Source organism: Prevotella brunnea (assembly GCF_008016795.1).
GTDB classification, from domain to species: domain Bacteria; phylum Bacteroidota; class Bacteroidia; order Bacteroidales; family Bacteroidaceae; genus Prevotella; species Prevotella brunnea.
Genome location: NZ_SDIK01000053.1, coordinates 1 through 14,614 on the forward strand (window position 1 = coordinate 1; position 14,614 = coordinate 14,614).

Consider the following 14,614-nt stretch of genomic DNA (forward strand, 5'->3'; position numbering starts at 1 on the left):
ACTTCTATTTGGAATTAGCACGACACATTAATGCAATTAACGCTTTACAACATTATCAAACTCGATTTTTATCCCTCAAACCAGTGAACAATTGGCGACAGTGAACAAAAAAAAACAAGTCAGAACCCACCATCTCCCTATCCGTTTGAAAAACATGCCACGACGATTGAAAGTTTCCAAAAATAATTATTTATTTCTTAAAACATTTGCCGGATATAATTTTATGAGATAACTTTGGGTTATTAATCCAAGGGTCTAACATTCTATGATAATGACAAAAACGGAAAATTATTACTGCTTAATCCTTGCAGGAGGCAAAGGGAGACGCCTATGGCCAAGCAGTCGCGAAGAACTACCTAAACAATTCATCGATTTTTTTAGTGAGGGAAGAACCTTGCTACAACAAACATTCGACAGATTTACCCGGATGTTTCCGAAAGAGAATATCTACATCAATACAAGCCAACAATATCTTGATATCGTACGCGAACAACTACCGGAAGTAGAACGCGACAACATCATGGCAGAACCTATTCACAGAAACACTGCGCCGAGCGTGGCATGGGCTACTCATCGGATTGGAAAACTAAACCCGAAAGCAAACATCATCGTATCGCCTTCCGACCAACGAGTTTTCAACGAGGAAGCGTTTTTAAGAAACGTTCTCGAAGGGTTGAGCTTCGTGAGTCATCACAACTGTCTTCTGACAATGGGAATACAACCCACACGCCCCGAGCCGGGCTATGGTTACATACAGATGGGAAACTCGACAGGAATAAACAACATATATAAAGTAAAGGCTTTCACGGAGAAACCCGATAAGGAATTTGCAGAAATGTTTTTGAAAAGCAAGGAATGGTATTGGAATACCGGACTTTTCCTTTCCAACGTGCAATATCTCACCAACAGCCTTTACAACTTTCTTCCTTCCGTGCTGAGAAATCTTGATGCGAGAATGAAAGACTTCAGCATTGAGGAGGAAAATAATTTCGTTCAAGAGTTTTATCCCTCCTACCCCAACCTGTCCATCGACTACGGTGTGCTGGAAAAGTCGGACAACGTTTATGTAATGAAGTGTGATTTCGGATGGGCTGACCTCGGCACGTGGCACGGCATTTACGAATCGAGAAGCAGAGGCATGGGCGACAATGTGGTCATCGACTCGGATGTAGTCATCGATGATTGCAAAAACAATATCATCAAGTTGCCAAAAGGACGCTTAGGAGTTATCAACGGACTGGATGGCTATATCGTGGCAGAGCATGATAACGTGCTGCTGATTTGTAAGAAAGAAGACTCTTCGTCTCTCATTCTTAAATACGTGAACGAAATCCAACTAAAGAAAGGCGATGAATTTGTATAGAGGGGAATATTGTTCCGTCATGCTAAAAAAGCGAAAGGCGAGAAGCAGCTACCTGCTTTTCGCCTTTCGCCATACCGGAACAAATGCCCCAAAAACCGGAGAATAGATTATCCCAATCGCTTAAACTCCTCAAAAATCTTGTTCGCGATGCCCTGCTGTTCTTCCGGTGATACCTCTATGTGTTTCTTAAAGTCCACGTCACCTTCACTGTTCATGGGGATGAGATGAATATGAGCGTGGTTTACTTCAAGCCCGAGCACTATCTGTGCCACTTTCTTGCAGGGAAAAGCTGTCTTCAAGGCACGTGCCACCTTCTTGGCAAAGAGTTGAAATTCTGCCAAATCATCATCTTCCATGTCGAAGATATAATCCACCTCCTTACGCGGTATGACCAACGTATGAGCTTTTGCAACGGGATTGATGTCAAGAAAAGCATAGAACTTCTCGCTTTCCGCACATTTATAACTTGGAATATCGCCTGCGGCTATCTTTGAAAATATTGTCATGACCACAAAATAAAATTATTGTTATACGATAGGATTACAGATTAATGGAAATCTTGTCCACCCGGAGTTTAATGGTTCCGCGTGGAATCTTTATCTCTACGACATCACCCACTTTCTTATTGAGCAGCCCTTGCGCAATAGGTGTGTGTATGGAGATTTTCCCTTGCTTAAGGTTAGCTTCCGTTTCACTGACAATTGTATATTTCATCTTGGAGTTATTCGCCATGTTAGTCATTTCAACCGTTGACATGATTTGTACCGCCTCATCACTAAGTCGAGACATATCCACGATTTTTGCTTGCGCGATGGTAAGTTTCATCTCATTGATTTTGGCTTCCAAATGGCGTTGTGCTTCCTTGGCTGCATCGTATTCAGAGTTTTCGCTTAAATCGCCCTTATCAGCCGCTTCTGCGATGGCTGCCGATGCCTTGGGGCGTTCCACTGATTCTAACTGCTTCAGTTCAGCCACGAGTCGGTCGTAGCCCTCTTGTGACATATAAGACATAATTATTCTATTTTAAGTTTATACGTTTTTCAGGTGGAGATAAAAAGAAATAGAATTCCAACAACTTCTGTCGGAATCCCATACATATCATCTCCTCATCAATTTATTATACGATGCAAAGGTATTCTTATTTTTCGGAACGACCAAAAGTTATAGGTTAAAAATACTTTACCACCGACGAAATCTTGCGGATTTCGCCGGTAATAAAGCAATATAAATAAAGTGCGAATTAGCTTATTATTTCATCAGTCCTTTCAAAAGCTCAGGAATTTCGCTTGTCTCACGCGCTACGGGAACACCTGCAGCCTCGAAAGCAGCGACCTTCTCTGCTGCCGTACCCGAGCCGCTGGAGATAATAGCACCCGCGTGTCCCATCTGCTTTCCCTTGGGAGCCTCTCGACCGGAAATGAATGCCACAACAGGCTTCGTAAGGTTCTTCTTGATAAATTCCGCCGCGCGTTCCTCGGCATCACCACCAATCTCGCCAATGATGGCAACACTATCGGTATCAGGGTCGTTTTGGAACATTTCCAGCAAATCTTGGAAGTATAGTCCCACGATAGGGTCGCCACCAACTCCCACAGCTGTGGATTGTCCGAAACCGGCAGCCGTAAGATTAGCCACCACCTCATAGGTCAGCGTGCCACTTCGGCTGATAACCCCCGTGTGTCCTTTCTTAAAGATATTGGTAGGCATGATACCCACCATGCTCTTGTCCGGTGAGATAAGTCCCGGACAGTTCGGTCCGATCAAGTTCGCACCCTTGTCGCGAATGTAACGATAAGCTTCAACCACGTCAAGTGTCGGAACGCCTTCCGTGATGCAGATGATGAGTTTGATGCCTGCGTCAGCGGCTTCCAACATGGCATCTTTGGCAAAAGGTGCCGGAACGAAAATCACCGAAGTGTTGGCATTTGTCGCTGCCACTGCGTCTTTCACGGTATTGAAGACGGGTATGCCGTCCACATCCTGTCCGGCCTTGCCGGGAGAAGTACCACCTACCACGTTGGTACCATATTTTTTCATTTTCTTTGCGTGAAATCCGCCGTCACGACCCGTTATACCCTGTACGATAAGTCGTGTATCTTTATTGATTAAAATACTCATTTTGTTTCCAGTTTTTATTTTATACGACTATTCGGTTAATTATTTGCACTTTGCGCACAGTTCAACCGCCATTTTTCCGGCCTCACCCATTGTATGCGCCACATTAAACTTAGTGCCTTTCAGAAGTTCGCGTCCTTGTTCTTCGTTAGTACCAGTCAGGCGAATAACGATAGGCATATCCGTCTCAATGGTCTTAAATGCCTCTATCAAACCTTGCGCAACATCATCGCAACGAGTAATACCGCCGAAGATATTAATGAGAACTGTCTTCACGTGTTTGTCGGACATCAAGAGCTTCATTGCCTCTACAATCTTTGTAGGATTGGAGCTGCCGCCGATATCAAGGAAATTGGCAGGAGTACCGCCGTAAAGCTTAATCATATCCATCGTGGCCATAGCCAGCCCGGCGCCATTCACCATACAACCAATTTCACCACCGAGGTTCACATAGCTGAAACCCTTGCTTTTAGCTTCTTGCTCAACTTTTTCCTCTTCTGTAGGCTCAAACATTTCAAAGATATCCGGATGGCGGAAAAGAGCGTTGTTATCGAATGTCATTTTGGCATCGATTGCCATCACCTGACCTTGTTCTGTAATGACGAGTGGATTGATTTCCGCCAACGACGCGTCTTTTTCCTTGAACAAACGATAAAGCTTTTGCAGAAGGGGAGCCGCCTGTTTCACGTAAGCCATATCATCGAAAAGCTTAAAGGCTGCCTCGCGAGCGAGATAATCGGGCAATCCAAGTAAGGGGTCGATTGGAATCTTAACAATCTTTTCCGGAGACTCTTTTGCCACGGTTTCGATATCGACACCACCTTCGCGGCAAAGCATCATGATCGCACCTTTCGTTTTTCTGTCAATAACGATACTAACATAAAACTCCGAGGCAATATCCACAGCTTCGGTAACGAGAACGCGATCAACGGTAAACCCTTTGATATCCATTCCTAATATATCGGTGGCACGCTGTTTCACCTCTTCTTCGCTCTTGGCCAGTTTAACGCCACCTGCTTTGCCACGACCGCCGGTGTGTACTTGTGCTTTGATTACTGCCAATTCAACACCGAGTTTTCGATAAGCTTCTACGGCTTCTTCCGGAGTACGACAAACGAAACCCGATTGCACAGCCATACCATAAGCTGCAAAAATTTCCTTTGCCTGATATTCGTAGACTTTCATAGTAAATATAATTTGTTAATACATTAATATAATATTATAATTTTCCAAGCAGACTTACCATGATTAATGCAATGACGAAAAAACACCGGTATAATAAATTAGTAGCATATATTCGCAGTGTATATAATGTAGTAAGTAGTTCATTTATTTTAATATTGTTCTATTTATGGGGCAAATGTAAAAAATAAAATTGATACTTGCAAGTACTTTTTAATAAATATGATTAGAATGGTCCAATTATAAATTCATTCGCGCAAAGACTTTGGCAGCCTGAATGAAAGTTTACTTTGGGGCGAAGCCATAACATCATGACGCCTCGGCAAAGAATCGGTAAAACAAAGCCACTCGCTAAAAAGCCAGCCCCGACAATCCTCTCCAAAAAACCTCACCGTCCTCAAGGGATTGTGGGGCTTTTTCGCTTCTGCCATCCCATCAATCAACAACACCTTTTCCCAACCCTTTTTATCACATTTCAAAACACCTGACACTCAACCACTTACAAACCCCATTTTAAAAGCTTAGCTTTTGCGTTCCAAAAGCTAAGCTTTTGCATTGCAAAAGATAAGCTTTTGGAATGTAATACCTTAGCTTTCGGAAAGTATATCGACCCGATTCCTCATAACACCATTGTACAAGCGAATAACGAAGCTTTTATTTCTCACCATGGAAAAATGGAAGTTCCACGATTGATAAAGATTGAGATTTATACATATTTTCCGTATTTATATTGCTTTTGACTTGATATAAATCAATAATTACGTCAAATTGATGAATTTTCGGTCAATTTATTTGCAATCTACAGAATTATCCTTTATCTTTGCAACGTGTTTTTCATAGTATTAGATTTAAGGTTAACAAAGGTTGGACTACAGCGGTAGTCCTTTTTTTATGCCTCTATGTTCTCCTTGAAGTAGAGAAAGCGAGAATTTATTTTGTTTTGTATCCACCTTTCGTCTTTATATAATCCAAGAGTTTTGAGAAAGTCGCATTTTGTCGAAGCGTAACCTCGTTTCCGGTGAGTATGAGTTGTTTGCGTGCTCGCGTAATGACCACATTGAGTTTGCGGTCGATAATCTGTCCATCCTCCTCAAAGGTACCGGCAGTAAGGAACTCTAACTGATAACGACTTTGAATGGTGAAAGAATAGATAATGACATCGCGCTGACTGCCCTGATAGCGTTCCACAGTATCGATGCTTATATCGGCAAGTGCCGGCAAGTTGAGTTTTTCCAATTCTTTCCTAATCAGGGCTATCTGATTGCGATAAGGTACAATGACTCCTATTGATTTCCGAGGATTGAACGCCTGCCCCATTTGCCGGTACAAGCGACGGATGGTATCGGCAACTATTCTTGCTTCCTCCATGTTTGCTTTCTCTGAAAGATTGGGTTGCCTACAAGAGTCTGAGGGAATGAAAATCACGCGATGCGCCTTCAGGAAGTCATCCGCCGCATCTTCACTCTCCACGTCGTAAGGCAGTCTGAGTTCGCGTTGATGTGCCAATGGCACACATTCCAACTGTTCACGCATGTAAAAATATCTATTGGGGAACTCGGCGATATCCGGGTGCATGCGTCCTTGCTTACGCAAAGTGCCGACAAAATCGGAACGACCTGCCGAGCGTTCCATCCGGATTAATCGTTCAAAAAGAGAGTGGGCACAATCGTCCAGTTCAATGGCTTTCAACAGCGGATCGGCGACGGCGGATTCTTCAGCATCTTGTTGCACAACGGCAGGCAGCTGTTTATAGTCTCCGATGAGGATAAACTTGGTGATAGCCTCACCGTCGATCTTATCCAAGGAAGAGGGATTCTTGGCAGAAAGGATGCCCATGAGGTTAGGTTCAAGCACTTGACCGGCTTCATCGATAATTGCCAAGTCGAAATGTTTCACGTTAAAGATTCCGGATCGAGCCGCCAGCGAGGAGATAGTACTCACGATGACATGAGCGTTGGCAAGCGTCTGCCTTATGCCTTCCAGCGTTGGCACTTGCGCCATCACGTTCGACAGCAGACGAGATTTGAAGACCGGGCTGCAGCTGTTCTCATTGCCAATTCTGACATAATCTATTCCGGTATCTGATAACATTCCGCAAATCTCGTCCACGGCACGGTTGGTGTAGGACAGAAGCAAGACAGAGGCATTTTCATTTTCCGCCAACTGTTCCCGCACGAGGAATTGCAGAGCCATGGACGTCTTGCCCGTTCCCGGTGGTCCCACAAGTAGGAAACAGTCTTGTGCCTGTTTGGCTTTCAGGATAATTTCATCGTAATCGGGATGATAGTCGCGAGTCAGTCGCAGACTTTTATCTGAAAGTGGCGGTCGCTGTCCCAACAGCAATTGCTTGCGTTTCTCGTTGGCAGTGATGAAAGTATGCAGACCTTGAATCGCCGTTGCGCTACCAATGTCGCTGCCGCCGTGTTCAACGGCAAAGAAGTCGCCGGCAATAAGGTCGGGATTCTGCTGCCCATCGTTCAGATGCACTGTGATTTCTTTATCGGACACGGCTTCCATCGAACCCTTGAAAAGTATGCTTTTCCGAACATCGGGCAGATTTCCCTTCTTATAAGAATAGAGATAAATCATGTCGCCCCGACGGAAATTAGGCAAGAATTCATCGTTTAATTCCGGAACATTGAGCGTAATAGTGTCATAACCACTGAAGGCGGTACTTCGGGCTTTTCGCTTGATGGTCAATCCGACATAGATGTTTCCCGTTTCTATTTTTTGAGCCAATGGCATATTCCAAAGATCCGCGTTACAACTGCCAGTTCCTTCCCGGAAACCTACTTTTGAAATGATCTGTTCTTTTACGACAAAACGCATCATGCGACAAAAATAAGATTTTTCCAACGGAGACAGACCGTGCAGTGGTTTCAGAATGGCTGTAATATCGGGCAAAACATATCGATTATAAAAACCCTCGTTGCATTTTTCCGTTTTCAATGTTTGTGGAATGAGTTTGGGAATGAGTTTGGAGAAATCGTTGTTCGCCATCCAATATTCCGTTGCCACCACCTGATTGCGGAATTTTATTGCCTCCATCATCAGTTTCTTCAGTGGCTCGACCTCCAACAATCCATCCGGAAGCGGATATTTGGAATACAACAATCGGATGTCGGTACTTTTCCCACTGCGGAGGAAGTTGTATTGTAATATGCCGAAATAAAGCAAAACTTGTACGTAATGTTTCTCAATGTGAAGTGACCCATGCTTGTTCGGACGGTGAGAAGCAAGATAAAAGTTCTTGCCTGACTTCTGTTCCACAAGCAATTGCAAATCGGTTGTCATGAGATCGACACGTCCTTGTAGCCCCAAATGCTCGCAAACGAACGAAGGCTCTAATATAGCCTTATCGCGTTTGTAAGTAGCAAATATTTCGTCCACGATTTCTCTTATGTGTTTTACCTGAAGTTTTGCGTTCAGGAGAAACTCTGACACGTTGAAGTCGCCACATAAGGCATGGTCTAATGCTTTATCACGAAAGTTCGACCGAATGATATCCTCTGTTTTACATTCCGGATGGTTAATGACATTATCGAGTGCCGCGCCCGCGAAATTACCCAATAGTGTGTGCCGATTGAGCGTTCTTGGCTTCATTCGGTTCACGGTGAAAAGCAATGGATGATGCCCATAATCCTCAAAGCAGTTGGCAACAGCCGAAATATCCAAGAGGTAGTCCGGCTCCACCACAATGATTTTGGGTTGCACATGGTTTCTAACGACTCCGCAGTCAAGCAGGTTGAGTTGCATTCCCACTCTCAATACAAATCGCAGATAGGTGAAGTCGATATAATCGGGAGAACTCGCGTAATCAACCACGAGACAGTCATTGCCAAATGCTTGATTGAGGACACCAACCTTAATGGTGGCATCATCCCAAGCAAGCACAGTGCAACGAATACATTTATAGTTGGAAAGTTGAATATTTTCAACGTGCCTTCCCATCGTCGGAATCTTGCCCGTAAGGAAAGCCGGTATTGCCTCGCCAAACACGGCGGAGACAAAGATAGCCAAAGCCCTGCAATCGTAAGCGAAATCATCCGGCAATATTGGTGCAATGGAATTACTGTGTCGGCGCATGGCATGGATGGCTACAACGTCCCGGGGAGCGACTTTGTGTTTGCGACAAAGAGAATCGACTTGTGATGAGAGGTTTCCGAATCCATGTCGCGTACTTTTCAACCCTTCCCGACAAACCCGCACAAGAATATCGTGCATCAACTTATTCCGGACATCCTGCTGCTTAGCAGGCAAGGATAAGACATCAAATATTCTGCGAAAGAGTTCTTCTGAAACAGTCATGATTGCTTATTGTCCACCCAGTCGTTGAAAAAAGACAATCACCTCCTCCCACGTCTTGAATTCATCGCTGCCGAAGCGTAGGAGTGTTCCCATAAAATTATCCGATTTCGGAATGGAAATGAGATAGTCGGCATAAAGCAATTGAGGATGATTGGTGAAAATGACGTGATTCCATGCCGGCGCGCTAAATACTTCCTCTATCCATGCCTGAGCCTCGGTCAATTGTTCAGGTTCATTGGTTGGCGCGGGAACAACAAAATAAACATTATAATAATCGAGCAGAAATTCGTAAGCCTTGTGCAGACTCGACTTTGGTTTTCCGTAGTCATCACACAACGTAGTCCAATCAATGAGAACCGTTCTACGTTCTCGTTGCGTCTGCTTGTCGTCAATCCAACGAACGATGGGCATCAGGTAATGGAATACAGCTTTTTCTATCAACCGATGTTCGCCATGAAAGCGGATGGCTCCGGGATAATGCCGCTGAAACAACTCGAAGGTATGAACCACCGAATCCTTGTCTCCGAAAAGTCCATAGACTCGTTGTTGCTCTTCGGGAGTAACATTGGCAAAACATTGCTCGGTGATTTCCTTATATTCTCTTTGCAGAGCCTTGGTAACGATAATCTCCTGCACACCATCTTTTCGTGGGTTTTGGAACACCTGTTTGCCCAACATGTTGCTCTCGCTGATGGTAGAACCCATTTGAAAGGCAGGGTTTACGCAAATCCTATCCGTCCCATAAAGCATTTCGGTGTACATCCCCCCCATGGAAGTGCCTATGATGAGGTCGGGCTGCTCCTCTTTTTGGAGTCTGCGGAGCAGTTTCATCGCCTCTTCGGGATGAATGGGGAGGTCGGGAGCAAGAATGGTGGCTTCCGGCATGTAATCGCGTAAGATCTGGGCAGTATGAGTAGATCCCGCAGACATGAAGCCGTGGACATACATTATCTTTTTTCCCGTCATCAAATCCGGGAATGTTTTTTGATATTGATTTTCCATAACTTAAATAATCGGTAAGCTGATTCCATTGATTTTCTGATAGATATCCAAAGCATAAACATCCGTCATTCCACTGACATAATCGATTACTGCCATGATGCGGTCTTCCAAATTCGGATTACGAATGTCGTACTGGCTTGAGAACCTACGGATGAGCTGCTGACTGTGGAATCTTTCCGGAGCGACAGCCGCACCGGTGAGAGCTTCCATGAGTGTTTCCATGATTTTATAGCCCGACAGTTCCACATCAAGAACAGTTTTGCTGGTATAGATCTTTTCAACCGACACCTTGGAGCAGTGGCGATAATTCTTCCCGGGAAGCTCAGGAATATGGTCTATCAACGAACCTTTAAAAGTGCCGTTGAGAATGGCTTCTTCGTTTTCCACAAACACATCTACGCACATTTTTTCAAGCAGTCCGACGACACAAGCCCTGAAATAAACCACTTGCTCATTCTTATCGGTAACGCCCTCCTTCACTACTCTGGAGCGAATGGCGTGTTGTGTGGCTTCATCGAAAAAGCCAAGGAGGAGCTCCGCCGTCTCATCGAAAGACAGCAACTTGAGCTTATGAGAATCTTCTATATCCATAATCTCATAGCATATGTCGTCGGCAGCCTCCACCAAATATACTAATGGATGACGAATATACGCCATGCTTTCGCCGGAGGTGTCTTTACGCATAATTCCCAACTCATCGGCAATCTTGCGAAAAGTGGCTTCTTCTGACTCAAAAAATCCGAACTTACCATGCTCTCCGGCAAACGTTGAGGAAAAAGGATATTTCACTATACTCGCAAGCGTGGAATAGGTCATCACGAAGCCTCCTTCACGCCTCCCCAAAAACCTATGGGTAAGCAGGCGAAACGCATTGGCATTACCCTCAAAATGAATGATATCATTCCAAAAACGGGGTCGCACAAGATGTTTTATTTCAGCTCCGGCACCTTCGCGAAAGAACGCTTGTATGGCTTTCTCACCACTATGCCCAAAAGGAGGATTACCCATATCGTGAGCATAACAGGCAGTTTGAACAATGGTTCCAATCTCCTCAAAGAGTGTTCCCCGGAGTTCGGGATGTTTGCGAACGAGCTGTCGAGCCACATCGTCGCCCAAGGACTTCCCCAAGGAGGCAACCTCCAAAGAATGGGTAAGCCGGTTATGCACAAAGACGCTCCCGGGAAGTGGGAAAACCTGTGTCTTGTTCTGAAGTCTTCTAAACGGCGCGGAATAGATAAGTCTGTCGCTATCGCGCTTAAATTCCGACCGATCATCGTGTCGAAGCGCGTGTCGATCTTCTTGTCCGAACCGCTTGTTGGAAATAAGTTTTTGCCAATACATCATAATCATAAAAAGATTCGCACACGCAAAAGTAATTAAAATTGGCTAAAATGGGGCTTTTTAGCCTTGAAAATTCATCTATGTGGACGGAATTCGTTATTTTTGCACATAATAAAAAGGAATTATGATTAAGATTAAAGTTGTAAACAAAGGCAAACAACCCCTTCCAACCTATGCAACATCACAGAGTGCGGGTATGGATCTTCGTGCCGACATAACGTGTCCCATTACCCTCAAGCCCATGGAACGCCGATTAATCCCGACAGGCCTGCATATAGCCCTACCCGCCGGTTATGAGGCTCAGGTGCGACCTCGCAGCGGCTTGGCATTAAAACATGGCATCACGGTGCTTAACACGCCGGGAACGGTGGATGCCGACTACCGAGGAGAGATTATGGTATTGCTCATCAACTTCTCTGAGAAAGATTTTGTAATCAACGCCGGCGAACGCATCGCGCAAATGATCATCGCTCGCCACGAACAAGCAGAGTTTGAAGTTGTGGAAATACTCGATGAGACAGAACGTGGCGCAGGAGGATATGGTCATACCGGAGTGAAGTGAACGAAACAAGTTGGAATGTGAACAATACCCGGAGGTCATTCGCCACACGCAAGAGGGATTTTTTTTATACCCGGGAAAGCTTCTACAACGATTTTAACAACGGAGGACAACTGATTGAATACTGATTATAAAAGACATGGCAGGAGAATTGTATTGATGGCAATGCTATGGGGATGGGCATTGATGGCAAATGCCATTCCTGACAATGACACCTTGCCACGCTACAACTATTTCTTCCTTGAGGCGATAATACAACAGGAGTTGGGGAATATGACTGCCGCTTTCGACCTTTTTACCCATGCCAAGGATATCAATCCCAACGCACCGGAAGCGTATTACGAATTGGCCGGTTATTATATGAAAATGAAGGACGTCAAACAAGCACGTACTCACTTCGAGAAAGCAGCGGAACTGGCACCTAATAACACCACTTATCTTGAGAAATTGGGGCTGTTCTACCTTACTCAGAAAGATTACGAAAGCGCACTCGATGCCTACGAACGATTATATGCCACAAACAAGACGCGTGAGGATGTGCTTCAGATACTATATCATCTCTACGGAACAAAAAATGACTTCAAGAAAATGTTGGAAGTACTGGACCGATTGGAGCTATTGATGGGAAGCAACGAACACCTCTCGCTCTCAAAAATGCAGATTTACGAACAGATGGGAGATAAAAAGAAAGAGCAGGCAGTATTGATGGCACTCGTTCAAAACCATCCGCTGGAGTTGAATTATAGGGTTATGCTGGGAAATTGGCTCTTTCAGAATAATAAAAAGAAACAGGCGTTTCAGGAATACAAGGCAGTTTTGAAAGAGGAACCCGACAATTCGTTTGCACAGCTCTCGCTATTAGACTATTACCGGGATGTAAAAGACCAAAAAACCGTTGACGAAATCACTCAAAACATTCTTCTATCCCCCAAAACCGAAAAAGAAACCAAAATGGCTCTGTTGCGACAAGTCATCATGGAGAGTCAGAAAGAGGAAAACAAAGACAGCTTGAAAGTGCTGAAATTGTTTGATAAGGTATTGGCTTTGCCACAAGAAGATGCCGACATCGTCTTGATGAAAGCCGCCTATTTTACCCTGCAAAATGCTCCGAAAGCCACCATTAATGAGGTTTATGAACGTGCGGTGGAGATAGAGCCCGACAATACCGGGGCGCGCTTGGCATTGTTACAAAACACTTGGGAAACACAAGATTACGACAAAGTCATCGAAATCTGTCGTCCCGCGCAAGAATATAACCCGGAGGAGATGGCATTCTACTATTATCAGGGCTTCGCACAATACATGAAACATGACAATGACGAAGCCTTGAAAACATTTCGCAAAGGGGTAAGTCAGATAAAGCCCGACAGCAATCCCGACCTTGTTGCCGATTTCTATGCCGTTATGGGCGACATTCTGCACGAAAAAGGAATGGATAAAGAGGCATACGAGGCATACGACAGTTGCCTGCAATGGAAGCCCGACTATGCACCTGCACTCAACAACTATGCCTATTATCTGAGCGAAAACAACAAAGACCTGAAAAAGGCGGAGCAAATGAGCTATAAAACAGTAAAAGCCGAACCGGAAAATGCCACATTCTTAGACACCTACGCATGGATTCTTTTCAAACAAGAAAGATACGAAGAGGCAAGAATCTATATTGACCAGGTCATGAAGTACGATACATCGCTCAGTGGAACCGTACTCGAACATGCCGGCGACATCTACTTCAACGTTGGCGACCAAAGTAAGGCATTGGATTATTGGCAGCAAGCAGCAAAGGCGGGCAATGACAGCAAGCTATTGAAGAAAAAGATAGAACAAAAGAAATACATAAAGAAATGAACATACGAAACATAAGCATCGCCATCTTCGCGTTATCTATTTTTGCGGGATGCGGAACAAAGAAATCGGTAACGGAGCAATCGTCCACCACGAAACAACCGATAACTACAACACAAAGTTCGGAAAAGAAGCAAAGGTTGCAATTTGTGCAAAAGGTCGCCGACCGCGCATTATATCAAAGAAATTTGGTCGCCGACTTGTCATTCACCCTCAACAACGGCTCCAAGAACATTTCCGTTCCGGGAATCCTACGAATGAGGAAGGATGAGGTGGTGCGTATTCAACTGTTGGTACCCATCATACGCAGTGAGGTGGGGAGGATTGAATTTACCAAGAACTATGTCCTCTTTATCGATCGCATGCACAAACAATACGTAAAAGCCGGCTACAACGAGGTGGCTTTCTTGAAAGACAACGGCATCAATTTCTACACTCTGCAGGCTTTGTTTTGGAACCAACTCTTCATCCCGGGCAAACAACGAGTAGGAGAAAACCAACTGGAGACTTTCAATGTGAACCTTACCACAGTTCAATCACCCAACCAAGCTTACGTCCCCATTACGCTCAAGGACGGAAGAATGGATTATAAATGGATGGCTGAATCGTTCTCCGGACTTATCGGCAAAGCGGAAGTGAAATACACAAGCACGGAGCATGGTATCTCTACATTGAATTGGCAGTATGACAACTTCCAAAACTTCGGGTCAAAGAAGTTCCCCACCGAACAAGAAGTTATCATTCGCACACAAGCAACCAAACAAAGAAAAACGCTCAAAGCCAAATTCAGTCTTTCCGGACTCAACGATAACGCCAATTGGGAGAGTATAACCCAACCATCGAACAAATATCGAAAAGTGGGAATTGAAGAAATCCTTGAGAAATTAACAGCACTTTAG

Annotated in this window: 11 protein-coding genes; 4 read left to right on the top strand and 7 right to left on the bottom strand. The window is 44.6% G+C overall.

Annotation, left to right across the window (positions count from 1 at the left end; genetic code table 11):
* Positions 1-271 precede the first annotated feature (271 nt).
* Positions 272-1,363: a mannose-1-phosphate guanylyltransferase gene (locus tag ETF27_RS06845; RefSeq protein WP_130830486.1), complete on the top strand. Its 1,092-nt coding sequence runs from the start codon at positions 272-274 to the stop codon at positions 1,361-1,363.
* Positions 1,364-1,470: 107 nt separating this feature from the next.
* On the opposite strand, the gene ETF27_RS06850 is transcribed toward ETF27_RS06845, so the two are convergent.
* The 7 genes from ETF27_RS06850 to dgt form a co-directional block, all read right to left on the bottom strand.
* A complete protein-coding gene (locus ETF27_RS06850; protein WP_130830487.1) occupies positions 1,471-1,869 on the bottom strand; it encodes an HIT family protein in 399 nt (132 codons plus the stop codon).
* 34 nt (positions 1,870-1,903) lie between these two features.
* Complete coding sequence (greA, locus tag ETF27_RS06855; RefSeq protein WP_130830488.1) at positions 1,904-2,374, bottom strand: transcription elongation factor GreA; 471 nt, start codon at positions 2,372-2,374, stop codon at positions 1,904-1,906.
* Positions 2,375-2,611: 237 nt separating this feature from the next.
* Positions 2,612-3,481: a succinate--CoA ligase subunit alpha gene (gene sucD / locus ETF27_RS06860; protein WP_130830489.1), complete on the bottom strand. Its 870-nt coding sequence runs from the start codon at positions 3,479-3,481 to the stop codon at positions 2,612-2,614.
* A gap of 39 nt (positions 3,482-3,520) precedes the next feature.
* Positions 3,521-4,663, bottom strand: a complete 1,143-nt coding sequence (gene sucC / locus ETF27_RS06865) for an ADP-forming succinate--CoA ligase subunit beta (protein WP_130830490.1) — start codon at positions 4,661-4,663, stop codon at positions 3,521-3,523.
* Between the two features lie 927 nt (positions 4,664-5,590).
* The gene (locus ETF27_RS06870) at positions 5,591-8,968 is read right to left on the bottom strand and encodes an AAA domain-containing protein (RefSeq protein ID WP_130830491.1); all 3,378 of its coding nucleotides are present in this window, start codon (positions 8,966-8,968) and stop codon (positions 5,591-5,593) included.
* Positions 8,969-8,974: 6 nt separating this feature from the next.
* Positions 8,975-9,970 carry a YqiA/YcfP family alpha/beta fold hydrolase gene (locus tag ETF27_RS06875; protein ID WP_130830492.1) on the bottom strand — a complete coding sequence of 332 codons (996 nt, stop codon included), beginning with the start codon at positions 9,968-9,970 and terminating at the stop codon, positions 8,975-8,977.
* Between the two features lie 3 nt (positions 9,971-9,973).
* Positions 9,974-11,311, bottom strand: a complete 1,338-nt coding sequence (gene dgt / locus ETF27_RS06880; protein ID WP_130830662.1) for a dGTP triphosphohydrolase — start codon at positions 11,309-11,311, stop codon at positions 9,974-9,976.
* 124 nt (positions 11,312-11,435) lie between these two features.
* On the opposite strand from dgt, the gene dut reads away from it, so the two are divergent.
* The 3 genes from dut to ETF27_RS06895 all read left to right on the top strand — a co-directional run bounded on the left by dut (position 11,436) and on the right by ETF27_RS06895 (position 14,614).
* Complete coding sequence (dut, locus tag ETF27_RS06885) at positions 11,436-11,873, top strand: dUTP diphosphatase (RefSeq protein WP_130830493.1); 438 nt, start codon at positions 11,436-11,438, stop codon at positions 11,871-11,873.
* Between the two features lie 156 nt (positions 11,874-12,029).
* Entirely contained in the window at positions 12,030-13,718 is a 1,689-nt protein-coding gene (locus tag ETF27_RS06890) for a tetratricopeptide repeat protein (RefSeq protein WP_130830494.1), read from the top strand.
* Entirely contained in the window at positions 13,715-14,614 is a 900-nt protein-coding gene (locus ETF27_RS06895; RefSeq protein WP_130830495.1) for a DUF4292 domain-containing protein, read from the top strand. Before ETF27_RS06890 ends, ETF27_RS06895 begins: the two co-directional genes overlap by 4 nt.

Excerpts from the sequence above, each read along its gene's own strand:
- ETF27_RS06850 (WP_130830487.1), bottom strand. The coding sequence starts at position 1,869 with ATGACAATATTTTCAAAGATAGCCGCAGGCGATATTCCAAGTTATAAA.
- ETF27_RS06875 (WP_130830492.1), bottom strand. The coding sequence starts at position 9,970 with ATGGAAAATCAATATCAAAAAACATTCCCGGATTTGATGACGGGAAAA.
- sucD (WP_130830489.1), bottom strand. The coding sequence starts at position 3,481 with ATGAGTATTTTAATCAATAAAGATACACGACTTATCGTACAGGGTATA.
- ETF27_RS06890 (WP_130830494.1), top strand. The coding sequence starts at position 12,030 with ATGGCAATGCTATGGGGATGGGCATTGATGGCAAATGCCATTCCTGAC.
- dut (WP_130830493.1), top strand. The coding sequence starts at position 11,436 with ATGATTAAGATTAAAGTTGTAAACAAAGGCAAACAACCCCTTCCAACC.
- sucC (WP_130830490.1), bottom strand. The coding sequence starts at position 4,663 with ATGAAAGTCTACGAATATCAGGCAAAGGAAATTTTTGCAGCTTATGGT.
- ETF27_RS06845 (WP_130830486.1), top strand. The coding sequence starts at position 272 with ATGACAAAAACGGAAAATTATTACTGCTTAATCCTTGCAGGAGGCAAA.
- dgt (WP_130830662.1), bottom strand. The coding sequence starts at position 11,311 with ATGTATTGGCAAAAACTTATTTCCAACAAGCGGTTCGGACAAGAAGAT.
- ETF27_RS06895 (WP_130830495.1), top strand. The coding sequence starts at position 13,715 with ATGAACATACGAAACATAAGCATCGCCATCTTCGCGTTATCTATTTTT.
- ETF27_RS06870 (WP_130830491.1), bottom strand. The coding sequence starts at position 8,968 with ATGACTGTTTCAGAAGAACTCTTTCGCAGAATATTTGATGTCTTATCC.
- greA (WP_130830488.1), bottom strand. The coding sequence starts at position 2,374 with ATGTCTTATATGTCACAAGAGGGCTACGACCGACTCGTGGCTGAACTG.